The sequence below is a fragment of the Methyloversatilis sp. XJ19-13 genome (assembly GCF_024580155.1).
GTDB lineage: Bacteria > Pseudomonadota > Gammaproteobacteria > Burkholderiales > Rhodocyclaceae > Methyloversatilis.
The window spans coordinates 28,780-46,184 of sequence record NZ_JANINH010000010.1 but is presented as its reverse complement, the minus strand read 5'-3'; the positions used below and the strand labels follow the sequence as shown (position 1 = coordinate 46,184).

Genomic DNA, 17,405 nt, shown 5'->3' with positions numbered 1-17,405 from the left:
TTTTATTGAACTGACAGGGAGAGGTGAACGCCATGAATGCACTGAATGCAGGTTTCGATCGATTGGCTGCCGTATCGCGCATGTTCGCACTGGGCGTCTCCGTCGCCCTCTGTGCGCCGGCCGCGCTGGCCGAGGTGATCACGGTGGGAATCGGTACGCAGAACACGACGACCAACACCGTGACCGGCGGCATCGTCATCAAGGAACTGGGGCTGCTCGAAAAGCATCTGCCGAAGACCGGCAAGTACAAGGACCTTCAGTTCAAGATCGAGTGGCAGAACTTCACCTCTGGCCCGCCGGTGACCAACGGCATGGTGGCCAACACCCTGCAGATCGGCATGATGGGTGACTATCCGCTGCTGGTGAACGGCGCGACCTTCCAGGCAGGGCCGGAAACGAAGAGCCGGTTGATCGCACTGATCGCCTACAACATCGATGGCGCCGGTAACGGCATGGTGGTGCACAAGGATTCGCCGTACTTCCAGCTGTCCGACCTGAAGGGCAAGAAGGTGTCGGTGCCGTTCGGTTCCGCCGCGCACGGCATGCTGCTCAAGGCCATGGAAGACCGCGGCTGGAAGTCCGATTACTGGGATCTGGCCAGCCAGAGCCCCGAGGTCGGCACGTCGAACCTGCAGGAGAAGCGCATCGACGGCCATGCCGACTTCGTGCCGTTCGCCGAGTTGCTGCCCTATCGGGGCTTTGCGCGAAAGATTTTCGACGGCGTCGAAACCAAGGTTCCGACCTTTCATGGCGTGGTGGTACGCGAAGATTTCGCCAAAAAGTATCCGGAATTCGTCGTCGCCTACATCAAGGCGCTGATGGAAGCCAACGACTGGGTACGCAAGAACCCGGTTGAGGCGGCAACGAAGATCGAGGAATGGACCCGCGTCGAGAAGGAGGTCGCCTACATGTTCCTTGGCCCGAGCGGCGTCCATACGCTGGACCCCACCATCAAGCCGAAGTGGATCGAAACGGTGAAGTACGACCACGGCGTGCTGAGCCGCATGGGCCGGGTGAAGGAGTTCGACGCCGATGCGTGGGTCGATGAAACCTATGTGATGCAAGCCTACAAGGAACTCGGACTCGACTACGCGGCGCAGAAGGCCGGCTATTCGAGTTATGAAATCTCGGGCACCGACCCCTTGTGCGGCGGCAGCATCACCGCGCCGCGCGAGGCGGGCGAGGTCTGGATAGAGGGCGGGGCGCTGACCGCCTACAAATCGGCCAACTGCACGCTGGCGGCAGTCCGCAAGGCAACGGAATCCGGCAAGAAAGTCGGCGTGGCATTCGTGTTCGATCAGACCTTCAAGATCAAGCTGTTCGCCGACAAGGCCTTCTACTCGCTGTTCAGCAAGGATGGCATCACGCAGATCGTGCCCTTCCTGCTGAAGAAGGATGCAGAGGCGCATGCCGCTGCCAACGGCGGCAAGGCGGGGCTCTATGCCGATGCACTGGCCGTCGCAACGGTAAGGAAGTGAGCCATGGGAACCGCTATCAGGATTCAGCCCGCGGATGACGTGCGATCGTTCGCGCCGGAGCCGGACGACGGCGCGTCATCGCTGCGTGAGGTGCCGGCTGCGCCCGCCGTCAGGCATGTGGAACGGTCCGATACAGCGGCTCCCGCGGGCACACTCAGGTCATCGGCATTCTGGCGATTGTTGCGCAGCGAAGGGCCGGCAATGCTGCTGGCCCTCGTTTCCATCGGTCTGCTGATCGGTTTCTGGTATCTGGCGACCGCCTATCGCTGGGATTTCTACATCCGCTTCACGCACATCCCGGGGCCGGTCGAGGTCTATCGCGATGCGCTGGCGCTGTTCGGCGATCCGAAGTTCATGACCAACATCACGATCAGCCTGCGTCGCATCATGCTCGGCTTCATCGTGGCCACGGTGCTTGGTGTGGGCTTCGGCCTGCTGATCGGACGCTACCGCACAGTACGCGGGCTGCTCTTTCCCGCCATGGAAATCCTGCGTCCGATACCGGCGATCGCCTGGGTGCCGATGTCCATCATGCTGTGGCCGACCACCGAAACCAGCATCGTGTTCATCACCTTTCTCGGCGCCTTTTTTCCTATCCTGCTGAACACCATGCACGGTGTGGCGACGATGGACAGCGTGCTGGTGCGGGCGGCGCGCTGCCTGGGGGCCAACGAGTTCGCACTCATGACCCAGGTGGTGCTGCGCGGCGCAATGCCGCACATCTTCACCGGGCTGTCCGTGGGCATGGGGGTGGCGTGGGTGTCGCTGATTGCTGCGGAGATGATTTCAGGTCAGTACGGCGTCGGCTACTTCACCTGGGAAGCGTATTCGCTGATCGAGTATTCACACATCGTGATCGGCATGCTGGTCATCGGCGTACTGGGTCTGCTGTGCAGCGGAGCCATCCGCCTGCTGGCCCGGCTCGCCATGCCGTGGCAGGTATCGGTCGGCAAGGAGAACACGCGATGAACGCCACTTCCGTGCCCGGCAAGGGGCACATCGAAATCCGCGATGTCTGCGTCCGCTTCACCCAGAACGGCGTGCCGCTCGATGCGGTGAGCGACGTATCGCTCGACGTGAAGCCGGGGGAATTCGTATCCATCGTCGGGCCGTCCGGATGCGGCAAATCGACCTTGCTCAACATTGTCGCGGGCTTCCTGAAGCCGCATCAGGGCATCGTTTCGGTCGATGGCTCGCCGGTCGGCGGTCCGGGTGCCGACCGCGGCGTGGTGTTCCAGCAGTACTCGCTGTTTCCTTGGCTGCGCGTACGCGAAAACGTCGAATTCGGCCTGAAGATGAAAGGCGTCAGCCGCAGCGCGCGCGAGACAAAAGCGCGCACGCTGCTCGGGCTGGCCGGCCTGCTGTCGTTCGAGAATCACTATCCGGAGCAGTTGTCCGGCGGCATGAAGCAGCGTGTCGGCATCGTGCGTGCGCTGGCCACCAGTCCGCAGGTCATGCTGATGGACGAGCCCTTCGGGGCGCTCGACTCGCAGACGCGCGTGGTGATGCAGGAAATCCTGACCAATATGTGGCAGCAGCTGCAGTTGTCGGTGCTGTTCATCACGCACGACATCGAAGAGGCCATCTTCCTGTCGGACAAGATCTACGTGATGACCGCGCGCCCCGGCCGCATCAAGGCGGAAATTCCGGTGCCGCTGCCGCGACCGCGCACGCCTGAAATGACCTCGTCGCCGACCTTTCTCGCATTGCACCGTCAGCTCAAGGCGCTCATCCGCGAAGAAAGCCTCGCGGCGATGGGTGGCGAGCTGAAGGAGGGCGGTCTGGCCGGGCACGACTGGCATGTCGGCGCCGAAGGCGTGGGCGCGATGCTGTGAGTACGCTGCCGAGACGCATCACGGTGCACAGCGCGTCGCGTCTATTGCACATCGAGTGGGACGACGACACCGAAAGTGCGCTGTCCCATGCATTGCTGCGCCAGCGCTGCCGCTGCGCTTTCTGCACGAAGGCGGCGCGCGCCGGTGCGGCGCCGGAGGACTGCACCGAAGTCGCACTGACGGAGGTTCATGAAATGGCAGGCACCGGCGTGAACCTCGTATTCTCCGACGGCCACCGGCGCGGCATCTATCCGTGGGCCTATCTGCGAGAACTGGGTGCGCCGTGCGAAGCCGGGGAGGTCGTATCGTGAAGGTACGGGTCGCGGCGAAGTGGGCGACTGATCACAGCGTCGCCATCAAACAGGATGCCGACATCAACTGACCCGTCGCGCACCGTCCGTGGGCGCGGCACCGGTGAGCGCAACACCCGTGGGAGCTGCGACGGTTTTGTGGGAGCGGCGGCCTCGCCGCGATCCGCGCGCTGCACAACGCTGGTCACAGCACTATCGCGGCGAGGCCGCCGCTCCCACAGGTGCCGCTCCCACAAGGCCACCGCGCCTGCAGGGCCGGCATGCCAGGCATCGACGCGTGCGACGCGGCCGGGTTTTTCGTCAGCCGCCCTTCAGCGCCAGCGCCGACAGTTTTTCCAGAAGGCCCTTCAAGCGGTCGTGCTCATGCAGCCCGTTGATCCACGCCTGCGGCACGGCATGCATGCCGCCCTGCGCGCCGAGCAGCGCGCCGAGCACGACGCCGCGGTGGCAGTTGTCCCCGCCCAGTCGTGCGTTGGACATCAGTCCGGTGCGCAGGTCGGATCCGTATTTCACGGCGAGGAAGAGCGTCGCCGGAAGTGAGTCTTCCAGATAGCAGGCCGGGCTGAACTGGGTACCGACGACGTCTTCGTCCGGGCGCGTGCGCACCCATGAACGGTAGGGCCATGTCAGCGCGGTGTGCGCGGCGCCGCCCGCGCGCTCGATGGCGTCGTCAATCGGCACGCCCTGCAGCAGGAAGTACATCAGGTCGGCGAACACCGTCGCCGCCTCGGCAGCGACCGGCCCCTTGTGCGTCAGGTCGATGTGCGACGCCACTGCGTCGTTCATCGCGTGGCGGTTGGCCGCGTGGAAAAGGATGAGCGGTGTCAGGGTCGCCAGACCGCCGATGTGGATATCCTCGATGCCGCAGTCGCCCAGCTCGCGGCCTTCGGCGTAGTGCTTGAAGAAGGCGCGGTGGTACTCCTCGACATAGGTATCGCCGTGCATGCCGGGTGTCAGCATGAAGTCGAGGTAGCGGCGCGCGAAGTCGTCGCGGTCGTAGTGGCCGCACTCGACCAGCGACTCGGCCAGCAGTGCGGCGAGCCGGATGTTCAGCGTGTTTTCGCCCGCGTGCAGGAACTGGTGGTAATGAATGCCGCGCGGTCCGCCCCAGAAGCGTGCCTGGTCGTGCAGGATGTCGTCGGTCGCGTCGGTGTGCTGGTACGCGCTGCGCCACAGGATGCTGTCCGGGTGCGGATTGTGCGGCGCCATGTAGTGGTCGATTTCGCCGTAATCGACGGCGATGCGGCTGCGCGTGTAGTACCAATGCACCGGCATGGCCAGTGCGTCTCCGATGAAGCTGGCCCACCAGGCCGCTTCGAGGCGCGAGTGATCGATCATGGTGCTGCTCCTTGTGGACCGTTGTGCGGTCAGGCATTCCGCCGGCCGGATGGTTGCATCATGCGGCCCGGGCGTCGACAAAACAGCGCCGCGACCGTGATGCACAACGTGAGCCACGCGGAGCCGGATGCAAAGCCGGCCATCACATCGCTGGCGAAATGCACGTGCAGCACGATGCGGCTCAGCGCGGTCACCAGCGCGATCGCGACGGCGCCCAGCAGCACCGCCAGATGCCAGCGCGCCGGCAGCAGTTGCATCAATATCCAGGCGGCCATGCCATAGGCCACGAGCGTACCGGAGCTGTGGCCGCTCGGAAAACTCCAGCTGGTTTCCCAGATCTGGCCGTGTTCGTGCAGCGGGCGTACGCGTTCGAACATCGCCTTCAGTGAATGATTGAGCAGCGAGTTTCCACCGATGGCCGCCACCCAGGAAGCGGCCAGCAGGCGTTCGCCGCCGGCCAGCAGTGCGGCTGCGCCAACGATGCACAGCGTGGTCAGCACGATCGTGTCGCCGAAGTGCGTGAGACGGGCGAATACACGCAGCGTACCGGCGGGCTGATGCGCGGCCATGGCGTCGGCCAGCGCGTGGTCGAACTGCACCAGTCGGCCGTCGCCGGACACGGCCGATGCGAGGGCAGCAAAAAGCAGCAGCGCACACAACAGGCAGACGGCGCCGGTGGTCGCGATCTGCGCGCGGGTGCGGGCGCCCGCCGGCCACAGGCGACGGGCGGTGGTGTGACCGGCGATGGCCAGTGTGAAGGCGACGCCGAGGGCGCCCAGACAGAGCGGCACCGCCAGTTGGGCGATGAAGATGGCCAGCTGTTGCGGGTCGGCAGGAAGGGCGCTCATCGGTGCTCAGTGATGTGCATCCAGCGTCAGCGCGCTCAGCGCGCCAGGCTCGAAGCGATCGCTTTCCGCGCAGTAGTCCCAGCGCTCGACAATGGCGGAACGCGCGCCACGCAGCGTGATCGCGCGGATCAGATTGACCGAGTTGCCGGCTTCCGGTCGCGTGCGCTCCGACACCGCCGTGCCGGCCTGCACGGCCCACGCGGTGCGCAGGCCGTCGCCGTCGAGCCGGCGCACGAAGGGCAGGTGGATGTGGCCGCCCAGAATGAGGTCGACGCCGGCGGCCCGCCAACGGATGACCGCCTCGCGATGGCCGTGTACGCGGTTGTGCGTTTCGTCGGGCCGGCTCACCTCCACGGGGTGATGCAGCATGACGATGCGCAGTGCGCCGTCCGGTGCGCCGTCGAGCGCACGCGCGACCGATTCGATCTGCCCGGCCGACAGTTCGCCATCGACATGGCGGTATGCACGCGTCGAATCGACGCTGACGATACGTACGCCCCCGGCATCGAACACCGCGTCGCGCGCGGCGCCGAAGGCGCGCCGGTAGCTGCGGTAGGGCACGAGCAGCCGCTCGAAAACGTTGAACAACGCGATGTCGTGATTGCCGGGCAGGGTGACCCGCGCCGGGATGCCCAGGCTGTCGACAAAGCTGCGCGCGGCGGCAAACTGACGGGCACGCGCGCGTTGCGTGATGTCGCCCGACAGCAGCAGCACGCCGGGCTGCTGTGCCCGCGCCAGTCGACGCAGGGCGTCGCATACCGGCGGGCGTTCGACGCCGAAATGGGTGTCGGAGATCTGCATCAGCAGTGTGCTCATGCCGCCGGGCCGCGCGGCACGATGAGATTGAGCGCGTCCGGCAGCGCCTCGAAATGCAGCGGTGCATTCATCCACGCGACTTCACCATCGGTGGCCACCTTGATGTGCCGGCGTCGCCGCGAAGTCAGGTTCAACGTGCGGAAACTGAAATTCACCACACGGTCTGCGTCACCCAGTCGACCCAGCGCCCCGCGCACCAGCAGCCAAAGCATGGCCAGCTTGCCGGTCGGGCGCAGCGTGATGCCGGCCAGCCTGCCGCGGGCGAGGTCCGACGCCTCGGGCAGACCCAGCTGCTCCAGCTGCAGGCGGTTGTTGCCGACGAACAGCGTCACCGTCCGGATGGTGCGCCGCTCGCCGCCGTGTTCGATGTCCAGCGTCAGTCGCCGGTGTTCGCGCAGCAGCGTCAGCAGGCCGGCCCAGAAGGCGACGAGGCGGCTGCGTCCGAGCTGGCGCTTCCACTCCTCACGGTTTTCCAGCAGCGCCGGATACAGACCCAGACTGGCATTCACCAGGAACACGCGGTCATTCACGCGGCCCGCCTGCACCGGCCGCACCTCACCGTCGAGCAGCAGTTGCACGGCGGCTTCGGTGTCGGCCGGAATGCCGTGTTCGCGGCTGAAGTAGTTGAACGTGCCCTGTGGCAGCACGCCAAAGGTCAGACCGCTGCCCAGCATCGCCTGCGCGACGGTGTTGATCGTCCCGTCACCGCCGGCCGCAACGACAATGCCCTGTTCGGCCTGCGCCCGCGCCACGGCATCGCGCGCCAGCTCGGAAAGTGTCTGCCCAGATTCCACCATCAGGATGTGATGCGTTTGACCGGCGGCCGCCAGCACCGCGGCGATGGTGGCGCAGGTCTGTGCGGCATCGCTGCTGCCGGAGGCCGCATTGAGCACGATGAACAACGGCGGGATCTGCAAGGAAAGCGGGGTGGACATCGAAGGTGCCGGGGTGCGGGTCGAAACCCGGGAACCTCACATGATAGGGAAGCAAGTGTGCTACATCAGCCGGACGATGCCGACAGTCGCCGCCGTACGGCTTCCCGGACCCGCAGCGCGAATGGCGCGAAATCGAGTCAGAGCGTCGGCAGGACCTCGTTTCAGGACGGCGTGCAAACATCGAACCGATACAGCACTCACAGACATCGTTGCATGCAATGTGCGCTTTCCATTCGTAGGTGGCGTGTGGTCGACGTGTCGTTGTTGGGCATCGCCGTTGGCGCCCCCCACCCGCAAGGCCGCGGCGGCTGTGCGATCGGGTGCATCAGTTGAAACGCCTGGACGATCGCCTCAGCCGGTCAGCTTCTTCATCAATTCGCGCACGCCCGCCACGCGGGCGTCCAGATCGACGCTCGATCGCTTCCACGCCAGCCGGTCCTGCCCGGCCAGCTTGAAGTTCCGGTCATTCTGCATGCTGTCGCCAGCGGCGCACGCGACGCGGTTTTTTCCTCGCGTTGAAGCGCTGAAAAACCCGCAACCCTCAAAAGGGCAAGAGCTTTCGAGAGGACGTTACGCAGCCAGCGAATTTTCTGAACTATTCAGCGCTCGTGCATTTATTCCAAATCAAAACATGCTTAACTTGTATGCAATCTAAAAGTGAATCATGTCGTCTGATCGTCACGACCACAGGAGAAGCGGCTAAATCATGACAACTCACCAGAACGACGATTTGATCGGTGGCTTCTATGCCGCAGCAGCGGGTGAGACGAGCTGGACCGATGCCCTGACGCCCCTTTTGCCCGGTTTTGATGCGTGGGCCATCACCCTGTTCGGCATCGACATGCAACTGGGTGCGGTGGATTTCAGCTTCGAGGCCGGCGATGTGAAGCCGGAAGCCTCGATCGACTACATCCGCACCTGGCATCGTCATGACCCCCGGGGGGCTTTCATGCTGCAGTTGCCCGTGGGCGAATGGGACAGCTGCCACCACCATTTCGATGACGATTTCGTTGCCCACAGTGCCTTCTATCAAGACTTCCTGATTCCCTACGGTGGCCGGTGGACTTCCGGGGGAAATGTGTACCGCGACGATCGCATCAATGTGGTCATGTCGGTGCATCGAGGGCCGGCGTCCGGCCCGCTGGCGGACGCCTCGCTTCCTGTTCTCCAGCATCTCGGCGTTCATATGCGCAAAGCGCTCGGGCTCTGGCTGGCGCGCCGTCAGCGCGATACCCGGGCCATGCTGGGGCTGGAGGTCGTTCAGCGCCTCTCGCAGCCCATCGCTGTCGTGGACGGCGCGCGGCGCATCATCGGCATGAATCCGGCCGCCCAGACCATGCTCGCGGAATCGAAGGTCCTGCGCGATGTGGCCGGATGCCTGGGCGCCCGCGCTGCCGGCTGTGATGCGGATCTTCTGGTTGCGCTGCGTTCGCTTCGGCTGGCGGCCCAACCGGACGAGCCCGGTTTGCCCGAGCGCGTCTTCGTGCGCCTCGGCACGCCAGCGAGTGGTCAGCAGATCGGCGTGTGCCTGGTCGCGCTCAGACCCGCCACGACCATGGGTGCATTCGGCCCTGAGGCGATGGCGCTGGTCATGTTCCATGACCCTGAAAAGAGTCCGCAGCCCGACGCCTTCATGATTTCGACGATGTATGCGCTGACCCCGGCCGAAACCCGTGTTGCCCTGGCGTTATGCGCGGGTGACTCCATTGCCGAGATCGCCGATACGCAAGGCGTGTCGGTGCATACGGTAAGAAGCCAGGTCAAGGCTGTGCTGGAGAAAACGGGCTGCAGCCGGCAGGCCGAACTGGTCGGAAAACTCTCGACGATGCCCCGGCTTTTCGGGGCGGGCTCAGCGACGACTTGAGCGGAACAGCGCATCGTGAGCGCCGGGGAAATGCGTTTGCAGCAGCGATCAAGCGTCACGCCATTCGATGTGCGCCTGCTCGATGATTTCGTGGGGGGCTGCCATCGCGCATCGGCCGGTGAAGTCGAGTGGAGTGAAGCGCTCGAAGCGCTGCGGCGTGCGCTGCGTGCTTCGGCAGTCGTCCTGGAAGGTGACTTCGAAAGCGCCTCGAACAGTGGCTCGAGCCCGCGCTTTCGTTTTCAGGCCGGGCAACTCGAACAGGACGTGGCGGCCATAAAACGCGTTTGCAGCGCGAGCGACGACTCGTTGCTGTGTGTTGCCGCCTCGCGACAGCTGGCGTTTCGTGCAGGCCCCGCAGCGTTGTCGCTCGTCATCGAATGGGAACGCCAAGACGATGCATCGATCGAGTGGTGCGATGACGCACTGAAACTGGCGGCGTTTCACCTCGGATGCGCCTTCGGGCGCAATCGAGAGGGCCCTCGCATTGCCCATGCATCGTCCCTCGCAGAGGCGCTGCTCGAACGGCTGTCGATACCTGTGCTGGTCATGGACGCGCAGCGCGTGGTGCGACACATGAACCGCGCGGCGGCCGAGGTGCTTCGCCATCACCGTCAGCTTCGCGTTGAACACGGTGTGTTGCAGTGCCAGCGGGCAAGGGACAGCAGCGAGATCGACCGCGTGCTGTGTGCTGTCGGTATCCGGCCCGGCCACACGGAGCGTTCAGCGGCTGAATCCATGCAAGGGCTCATAAAACTGGCGGCCGATTCAAGTTCTCAGGTGGCGCATTTGCTCATCTTTCCCGCCATGACGCGTACTTCGCTGGGTTTGCTCGGCGAAGAGGCGCTGGCCGTGGTGTTCGTGTTCGGTCGGCACCGGGTCGTCGCCGAAGACCCGCAGATGTTCGTGGAACTGTTCGGGATGACCAGCGCAGAAGCGCGATTGCTGACCGGGCTCATCGCCGGCATGCCCCTCAAACGCATTGCATCCACCTTTCAACTCAGTGAGCACACAGTCAGATGCCAACTCAAAAGCCTGATGAAGAAAATGCACATCCGCCAGCAACCGGATCTGGTGAGCTTCCTGAGTACCCTGCCGCCGATTCGCTAGCGCCCGTAGGGTCGGATGACGAAGTGGTCATCGCCGCCTTTTACGCAGCGGCAAGGGGCGAGATCGAATGGGGGCATGCGCTGGATCTGGCCGTGACCGCACTGGATCTGCTCGTGAGCCACCTGTTCGCCATCGATCTGTCGTCCGGCGAAGTGCTGTTCAGCTTCGAAGCCGGCAACGGACCGGCCGAAGCCATGTTCGAGTACATCCGCCACTACCATCGCATCGATCCGCGGACAGGGCTGGTGCTTTCGCTGCCCGTCGGGCAGTGGATGCATTGTCACGAGCACTTCGATGACGCCTTCGTGGCGGCCGACCCCTTCTATCAGGAGTGGCTCCTCCCGGCAGGCGGGCGTTGGGTCAGCGGCATCAAGCTTGAGGATGAAGCATCCGTCGCCGTCATCTGGGGGCTCAATCGCGGCCCCGGCCAGTCACCCCTGCCGGAAGAAGGCAGGCAAAGGGCTGACCGGTTCGGGCATCACCTTGCGCAGGCCATTCGCCTGTACCGACGCTCGCGCAGTCGTGTCGCGGCCATCCGGCTGGGAGAAGCCGTGCTCGACCGCATTCCGACGCCGGTCATTCTTGTCGACGAGCAACGCGCCATCCGTTTCGCCAACGCGCCCGGTCGCCGGGTGCTCGATGCTGCCGATTCGATCTGCGACCGCCATGGCTATATGGGTTGCGTGAACCCTTCAGATGAAGTTCAGCTCAACCTTGCCCTGCGCGCGCTCGGCCTCGCCGAAGGGTCCGTGCTGGCCGGGGCGACGCCTGAAGACCGACGGTTCCTGCGTCTGGGCGAAGGTGCCGAAGCCGCCGCCACCCATCTGCTGCTGTATGCGATTCGACCGAAGGAAACGCTCGGCGCATTCGGCGGATCCGCACTGGCGATGGTGGTGCCCCACCGCAGCGACGGCCGCCTGTGCGTCGATCCGCTGGTGCTCGCCACGGCTTACGGCCTTACCCCCGCCGAATGCCAGATCGCCGTGTGCGTCGCGAAAGGCATGAGCATTGAAGACATCGCTGAAGTGCGACAGGTCAGCCGCTCGACCGTCACCAGCCAACTCAAGTCGTTGTTCGCGAAGGTCGGCGTCAGCCGGCAGGCGGAACTGGTCAGTGTACTGAGTACTTTGCCGTTTGAGGGGAACACGCCACATGCTGTCGCATGATCCAAAATTTCGAATGATGAACCGCACCTTGTGGTTGCGTTCCGAGGGCTTGCTCTGGTCGAGCCTCTCTTGGACACGCCTCGCACAAACACCGGATTACCAATGATCGGTCAATTTACAGACACCTTCCGTCGAGCACCTGCAACTATCAGCGTGAAGCCGGAAAGGAGCAGTACCCACGCTTCCGGTTCGGGAATGCTCGGAATCTGTTTGTAAGAGAACTTCCCGGCAGAGCTAAGAATCATGTCCTCCTCATTCCCAAATTCCTTGATATAAAAATTGTTTTGAAGTCGCATATGGTCACCATTATCTGCACTCATAACCAGATCGCGATATAAGGCTATAGGAACCCCAGGGCCGTCGCACTCGGAAGTCATAACGGGTAGATCCCGTGCATGGCCGTACGAATGTCGTCGTCCCAGGCCGCACGTTTGCGTTTCTGTCGCAGGCTGGCAGTGGCAGTGTCGGAGGTATCAGTGCGACTCAGGTTTGCAACTGCCCAGATTAGTACTGAAAGCCCAACGATCATATATATGGCGGTGCTTGGCTCGGGAATCTCTGAGATCGGTTTGTAATAGAAATTGCTGGCTGACTTGAAAGATCCCTCTTGTTCTAATACTGCAAACTCGATGTAAAGATTGTTTATGATTGATATCTGCCCGCCGTTCTCTCCGGAAGCTTGCAGGCTTCTGTAAACAACGATAGGGATTCCAACAGGCATCCTCACAGGCAGCATATAAAACTGATTGGCAGGGTATCCGCAGAACTCAGAAATGGGTGTATTTCCACACGGCGGTGCAGCTTCTATTTCTACGCGTTGCGAAGCAATTTCACCTTGTTCACGAAAATCTAAAACTCGGTCTGAAGGGAGTAAGCCCTGCGAAGCTACCCCCCAGCCAAAGGTAATGAGAGGAGCTGCGGTAGGCTCGATGTTGTCGATTCCAAAATTTTCGCCAGTTCCCATGGAAAAAAGACTTACGCCATCCGCTCTCTGTTGGCTATGCCACAGTTCATTTGTGCTGCTTCTCACATCAAACTGTAAAATAACATCAACGTATGAGTCTCCACGTAGTGATTCAAAAATCAACGTGTCGCGAGAGAGAATCGTTGCATAGCCCCCCTCTGGGCTATTCGGAAGGAATGAGCGGGAGTTTATTGTAGTCCGAAGGCCTGCACTGTCCGCAGCTGCTGCGCCATCAAAGGTGTATAGACCTTCTGTATATATTCTTTCTATCCGGGGGTTGAGTGATATTCTGTGTTCGGTTGTGTCGTTGTAAACGTATCCGGTAATATTCCCTAAGCTGTCTCTATTCCAATCAACAAATTCGCGCTCAAAATAGTGAACTGTATTGATTGCAGAATACCTTTTCCCTAAGTACTTTCCTTCGATTACACTTAGTTCCCCAAATTGAACATTCTCGCCGCCTTCCGCGAGCGCATAAACGTTTGTGGTTTGCGATAATGTTATCGCAAGGAATGAAATAAAGTAAATTTTTATATGGTTCACATAAAACATCTTTTTCTCTGCTTTTTTAATGGGATAGAGGTCTGATCCCAATGCTGTTACCCTGCAATCAAATTTTTTCGTTTCCTCGAAGTTTTGCACGCCAGGATCGAGACGACGCAAATACCTACAATCAGCATCGATTGAGCAGAAGGCTCCGGAACAGCAGTTATGGCGTCTATCTCGACTATCCGAGGTCCGGTAGAGTTGATTCTCTTAAATTCGAATCTGAAATAGGTGGCAACAACTTCATCAAAGGTGGCTGTCAGCTCTATCCCGGCGGACCCGTATGCCTGCTTGAAATTTCCGGACAAAGGGGCTGAGAATATCTCAATGAGTGAACCAGGGTCATTCCCCGCGAGTAATCGGAATTGACTGATTCCTCGGTGTGAACTACCTGGATTGTAGCTATCGTCGTATGTTGAAAGACGGATGCCTGATATCGCCAAGGCATTTTGGGATGCGACGGCCAGGAAGTCGGTCTGCCCCGAAATTCCGTTATCTTGAAAGATCACTTCACCGGGAAAAAACGTTCCAACGACGCCTCCAAAGGCGTCTGACGCATCAAAGCCAGCCGGGTGCAAAGCTGAGCTCACTACCGACAGGTCATGCAATGAAGTATCAAACGCATCATCGCTTGATTTATCCGAAGCAGACACCCCGACCACGTTTATATTCGTAGATGCAATAGCGCCCGAGAAATAAAAGGCCATCAGAATAAGAGCAAGTTTTTTCAAAATCCAACCTCCCTAAGAGATCAATCCACTATTTCTATCCGATCCAACTTGCAATAAAAACATTCATGAAATTAATATTGGGATAATAATATAAGGAATTGATAGTTGTATATCTATTTCGGTTTTCTATTCGTGCGATTCGACCCGGTGATGCTGAGATCGGAGTGGCTTTGTTATTGACAACCGCGGCGCGCGATGAAACCTATCAGGTGAAAATGGGGTCAGACCCTGATAATTTGCTTCAATCTAGCTGTGTCGAATTCTTCGAATCACAGAAATCAAGCCAAGGCCCGCAACAACAAACGTCCAACTGGCGGGTTCAGGCACAGCTGAGATGGACAAAAGGAACGCGCGCTCCTCTCCTGTCTGCGAGCTTGCGGCTCTTCCAACAATCCAGCCACTATCGTTTATATCATTCGCCGTTTCAAGCGACCAGCCAGCGTTCTTTAATTCGGCGGACAGATACTGGTTCAAATCGATTAGCTCGTCGTCAAGCCAAAGGACTGCAGCCGCTTCATTGCTCGCGAAGTTTTCGGCTATACCGACTATCGCGCCACCGCTATTGACACTGTTCGCAAACGATCCGTCAAAATCGCCGTTTGGCAATAGCGAGAGCACTCCGCCATTCCACGATGCTGCACGTCCATCAGGCTCAAAAAATATATGTTCTCCAACACCACCAACTACGAGTCCCGCGTTATTTATTGCGCTAACAAGTCCATCCCTGTATCCACCTCTGTTCAAGTAAGTTGGGGCACTAGGACTGATCCAAATCGCTGGCGCTCGAATAGGCTCCGGAGATGTTGTACTCACCGGGTGGCCATTCGAATCAACTGTTATGTAGCCGCCAACCGTATTTTGATCATTGATAACGTATGCATGTATCGTATCTTCTTGAGGGGCTGTGAAATTATCTCTCAGACCGATAAGTCCGATGTCAGGACCACTAATATAGCGATAGCCGACCACATTGTTCATGTTGTTGATCGCGGATCCGCCAACATTCAGCACAAATTCATCAGTCCTTACGTTTTGAATGAAGGAGTAAGCAAAAGCATAACCCTCAATATCCCCTGATCCGTTATAATACCCAGAATAGGTGACTAGTGCATTTCCCTGGTCGTTTATATCATGAACAGAAAAATAGTTTGAGGCATTGTCAATGGGTTCATAAACCTGCACGCCCAATGTCTTCAATCCACCGCCGAGGGAAAAATGGAGCGCACTTGAGCCAATGCCAGAATAAATGCCGTAATTCAGGCTTCCGAGTCCAATAATATCCCCGGAATTGTTGATGGCTTTCCCTTCATTCATACCGTCGATCAAAGTGAGTTTGTAATTGGGCGCAGCCTGTACGGCCCAAGATGCGACCATCAAAGCCGATACGACGCTAAAAACGAAAATTTTCATTCTGTTTCTCCTAGGTAATCGCTGATAAAAGTCATTATTTCAGATTTTTCCGTTCCGGAAATTTTGTTTGATAAATTCGCGTCGTCACGACATCAAATGTCGACTTTTCTTAGCCATCAAATGACCGATTCGATGCTTGTTTCGCGACTCTTGCTCGATTTCGGGTGCTCAGGTGCAACTTCCCTGCAAGGCGAACACAGCGGCAGAACGGGATCGGCCATTGCGAGCAGCACTTCATCTGCGCCGGGCTTTTGTTCATGCTGACCTCAACTCCTTGCGATAGACGGTCATCCAAAAACGTCGCTGGTGTTTCGTCTGTGGCTGATGGTTCGAAAATAGGATGACGTGATGCGGCGGGCATCCCCCATATGGGTGACGCAGTGCGCATCAGCAAAAAAATGATCGGTTCGGAATTGGCGCGCGGTGCGCTGAGTGTTCTGGCGCGTAACGTGCTGTGCTTATGTCATCAGATCGTGATGACAGATGCCCATGAACTGGATAGAGTCGATGGTGCCTTCGTCATAGGAATGCCGAGCATGACCGACAACGAGTTCGATCAGTGCGTGGCGGGTTTTTACCAAGCTGCGTCTGGACAGGTGGACTGGGGGCAGGCGCTTCGGGCACTACATGAGGCGTTTTCGCTCTGGGCGATCCATATTTTCGGGCTCGACATGGCGAGCGGGACGATTACCTTTTCGTTCGAGGTGGGAGATGCACGGCCGGAGGCGGCCATCGATTTCGCGCGCACCTGGCATCGCCATGACCCGCGTACGCGACTGGCGCTGCAGCTGGACGAAGGGCAGTGGATGAATTGCCGCGAGCACTTCGATGACGCTTTTGTCGCGCGCGATCCCTTCTACCAGGAGTTTCTGATTCCGTATGGCGGCCGCTGGGTCAGTGGAATGAAGTTGGTGGAAGACGGCGCGTTCGTTTCCTTGCTTGCGATGATGCGTGGGCCACATCAGATCCCGTTCAGCAAGTCGGAAGATGCGCTGGCCCACCGGTTGGCCCATCACCTTTCCCTGGCGGTGAAGCTCTACCGCACGAATTCAAGGCTGGCGAATCAGGCTTCAAACAGTCTCGCGCTGTTGGGCAAGATCGAGGCGCCGTTGCTGCTGATCGACGAACAGCGGCGTATCCATTTCGCGAACCCGGCGGCGAGAAGCATCCTGGACGCGGCCGAAACTCTGGTCGAGCGAGGGGACGAATTGTTCTGCCGGCGCGCGCATGACGATACCGAGTTGCTGCTGGCGTTGCGACGACTGAGGTTGTCAAACAATGCCTATCTGGGTGATGCGGTTGCGCCGGAGGAAAAGGCCTTCATGCGGTGTGCCTTGCCGGGTTCGGCGCATCACTTCGGCGTCTATCTGAACGCCATCCGGCCGGAGACATCGATGGGTGCGTTCGGGCGCACACCGTTGGCGATGGTTCTGCTGCATGACCCGCGGCGGCGACTTCAGCTTGACCCTTTCATGGTCGGTGCGGCATTCGACCTGACGCCCGCCGAATCCCAGCTGGCGGTCGGTATCGCAAGGGGCATGTCGGTGAATGAGGTGGCGATCGCGCGCGGTGTGTCGATCGAAACCGTGCGAAGTCAGGTCAAGTCGATCTTTGCGAAGACGGGAACGTCACAGCAGTCGGATCTGGTCAGTCTACTGGCGACGTTGCCGACGCATACGAGGTGATTCCTGAATGCGGCCCTCCTGCCCGTCAGACCTGAAACGCGGGATGCGGATGGTGGCGTTGAGCTGATGGCGGACGGACATAGGAAGCAGTCCCTTTCTTGTGGAGCGTCGTCCTGACGGCAATCCGTAATGAAACCTTCGAGCGGGCCAGTGCGTCGATAAGGGCGGCTGCGCTGGCCGGGCGCTTGCGCAGCAGGACTTGTCAGCGATTTCCATGCGTGCATGGCGTTCGATCAAGGTGTGGTTGTTGGGCATCGCCTGCGGCTCACCCCAACCTACAGCTCGAACCTGCGGCTTCGTGTTGATTCAACCGACCGCACAACCGCCACTGATAGCCTACGTAGGTTGGGGTGAGCCGCAGGCGATGCCCA

17 protein-coding genes are annotated in these 17,405 nt (G+C 60.1%); 8 read left to right on the top strand and 9 right to left on the bottom strand.

What is annotated here, in order from left to right:
- Positions 1-32: 32 nt before the first annotated feature.
- From NMQ14_RS13500 to NMQ14_RS13485, 4 genes are all read left to right on the top strand, one after another.
- Positions 33-1,478, top strand: a complete 1,446-nt coding sequence (locus NMQ14_RS13500) for an ABC transporter substrate-binding protein (RefSeq protein WP_257096964.1) — start codon at positions 33-35, stop codon at positions 1,476-1,478.
- Between the two features lie 201 nt (positions 1,479-1,679).
- Positions 1,680-2,447 carry an ABC transporter permease gene (locus NMQ14_RS13495; RefSeq protein WP_257096961.1) on the top strand — a complete coding sequence of 256 codons (768 nt, stop codon included), beginning with the start codon at positions 1,680-1,682 and terminating at the stop codon, positions 2,445-2,447.
- The gene (locus tag NMQ14_RS13490; RefSeq protein ID WP_257096958.1) at positions 2,444-3,313 is read left to right on the top strand and encodes an ABC transporter ATP-binding protein; all 870 of its coding nucleotides are present in this window, start codon (positions 2,444-2,446) and stop codon (positions 3,311-3,313) included. Before NMQ14_RS13495 ends, NMQ14_RS13490 begins: the two co-directional genes overlap by 4 nt.
- Entirely contained in the window at positions 3,310-3,624 is a 315-nt protein-coding gene (locus NMQ14_RS13485; RefSeq protein ID WP_257096956.1) for a DUF971 domain-containing protein, read from the top strand. The genes NMQ14_RS13490 and NMQ14_RS13485 overlap by 4 nt, the downstream gene beginning before the upstream one ends.
- Positions 3,625-3,924: 300 nt before the next feature.
- On the opposite strand, the gene NMQ14_RS13480 is transcribed toward NMQ14_RS13485, so the two are convergent.
- The 5 genes from NMQ14_RS13480 to NMQ14_RS13460 form a co-directional block, all read right to left on the bottom strand.
- Positions 3,925-4,962 (bottom strand): ADP-ribosylglycohydrolase family protein, encoded by a 1,038-nt coding sequence (locus NMQ14_RS13480; RefSeq protein WP_257096955.1) that lies wholly within the window; start codon positions 4,960-4,962, stop codon positions 3,925-3,927.
- Between the two features lie 29 nt (positions 4,963-4,991).
- Positions 4,992-5,810 carry a phosphatase PAP2 family protein gene (locus NMQ14_RS13475; RefSeq protein ID WP_257096953.1) on the bottom strand — a complete coding sequence of 273 codons (819 nt, stop codon included), beginning with the start codon at positions 5,808-5,810 and terminating at the stop codon, positions 4,992-4,994.
- A 6-nt stretch (positions 5,811-5,816) separates the two neighbouring features.
- Positions 5,817-6,626 carry a metallophosphoesterase gene (locus NMQ14_RS13470; RefSeq protein WP_257096952.1) on the bottom strand — a complete coding sequence of 270 codons (810 nt, stop codon included), beginning with the start codon at positions 6,624-6,626 and terminating at the stop codon, positions 5,817-5,819.
- On the bottom strand, positions 6,623-7,561 hold the full coding sequence (locus tag NMQ14_RS13465) for a diacylglycerol kinase family protein (RefSeq protein WP_257096950.1): 939 nt from the start codon (positions 7,559-7,561) through the stop codon (positions 6,623-6,625). The genes NMQ14_RS13470 and NMQ14_RS13465 overlap by 4 nt, the downstream gene beginning before the upstream one ends.
- A gap of 351 nt (positions 7,562-7,912) precedes the next feature.
- On the bottom strand, positions 7,913-8,035 hold the full coding sequence (locus NMQ14_RS13460) for a hypothetical protein (RefSeq protein WP_257096948.1): 123 nt from the start codon (positions 8,033-8,035) through the stop codon (positions 7,913-7,915).
- A 232-nt stretch (positions 8,036-8,267) separates the two neighbouring features.
- Between NMQ14_RS13460 and NMQ14_RS13455 the strand changes: the two genes are divergently transcribed.
- From NMQ14_RS13455 to NMQ14_RS13445, 3 genes are read left to right on the top strand one after another with little or no spacing between them, the layout of a single operon-like run.
- A complete protein-coding gene (locus NMQ14_RS13455; protein ID WP_257096947.1) occupies positions 8,268-9,425 on the top strand; it encodes a helix-turn-helix transcriptional regulator in 1,158 nt (385 codons plus the stop codon).
- Positions 9,426-9,440: 15 nt separating this feature from the next.
- Positions 9,441-10,532, top strand: coding sequence for a LuxR C-terminal-related transcriptional regulator (locus NMQ14_RS13450; RefSeq protein ID WP_257096944.1), 1,092 nt, complete (start codon positions 9,441-9,443; stop codon positions 10,530-10,532).
- A gap of 23 nt (positions 10,533-10,555) precedes the next feature.
- Positions 10,556-11,698 carry a LuxR C-terminal-related transcriptional regulator gene (locus NMQ14_RS13445; RefSeq protein WP_257096942.1) on the top strand — a complete coding sequence of 381 codons (1,143 nt, stop codon included), beginning with the start codon at positions 10,556-10,558 and terminating at the stop codon, positions 11,696-11,698.
- A gap of 110 nt (positions 11,699-11,808) precedes the next feature.
- On the opposite strand, the gene NMQ14_RS19840 is transcribed toward NMQ14_RS13445, so the two are convergent.
- The 4 genes from NMQ14_RS19840 to NMQ14_RS13430 all read right to left on the bottom strand — a co-directional run bounded on the left by NMQ14_RS19840 (position 11,809) and on the right by NMQ14_RS13430 (position 15,349).
- Positions 11,809-11,943 carry a PEP-CTERM sorting domain-containing protein gene (locus tag NMQ14_RS19840; RefSeq protein ID WP_373457196.1) on the bottom strand — a complete coding sequence of 45 codons (135 nt, stop codon included), beginning with the start codon at positions 11,941-11,943 and terminating at the stop codon, positions 11,809-11,811.
- A 128-nt stretch (positions 11,944-12,071) separates the two neighbouring features.
- Entirely contained in the window at positions 12,072-13,304 is a 1,233-nt protein-coding gene (locus NMQ14_RS13440) for a hypothetical protein (RefSeq protein WP_257096940.1), read from the bottom strand.
- Positions 13,262-13,939 (bottom strand): hypothetical protein, encoded by a 678-nt coding sequence (locus tag NMQ14_RS13435; RefSeq protein ID WP_257096938.1) that lies wholly within the window; start codon positions 13,937-13,939, stop codon positions 13,262-13,264. The genes NMQ14_RS13440 and NMQ14_RS13435 overlap by 43 nt, the downstream gene beginning before the upstream one ends.
- A gap of 246 nt (positions 13,940-14,185) precedes the next feature.
- Positions 14,186-15,349, bottom strand: a complete 1,164-nt coding sequence (locus NMQ14_RS13430; RefSeq protein WP_257096937.1) for a PEP-CTERM sorting domain-containing protein — start codon at positions 15,347-15,349, stop codon at positions 14,186-14,188.
- A gap of 380 nt (positions 15,350-15,729) precedes the next feature.
- On the opposite strand from NMQ14_RS13430, the gene NMQ14_RS13425 reads away from it, so the two are divergent.
- Entirely contained in the window at positions 15,730-17,034 is a 1,305-nt protein-coding gene (locus tag NMQ14_RS13425) for a helix-turn-helix transcriptional regulator (protein ID WP_257096935.1), read from the top strand.
- The last annotated feature ends 371 nt before the right edge of the window (positions 17,035-17,405 follow it).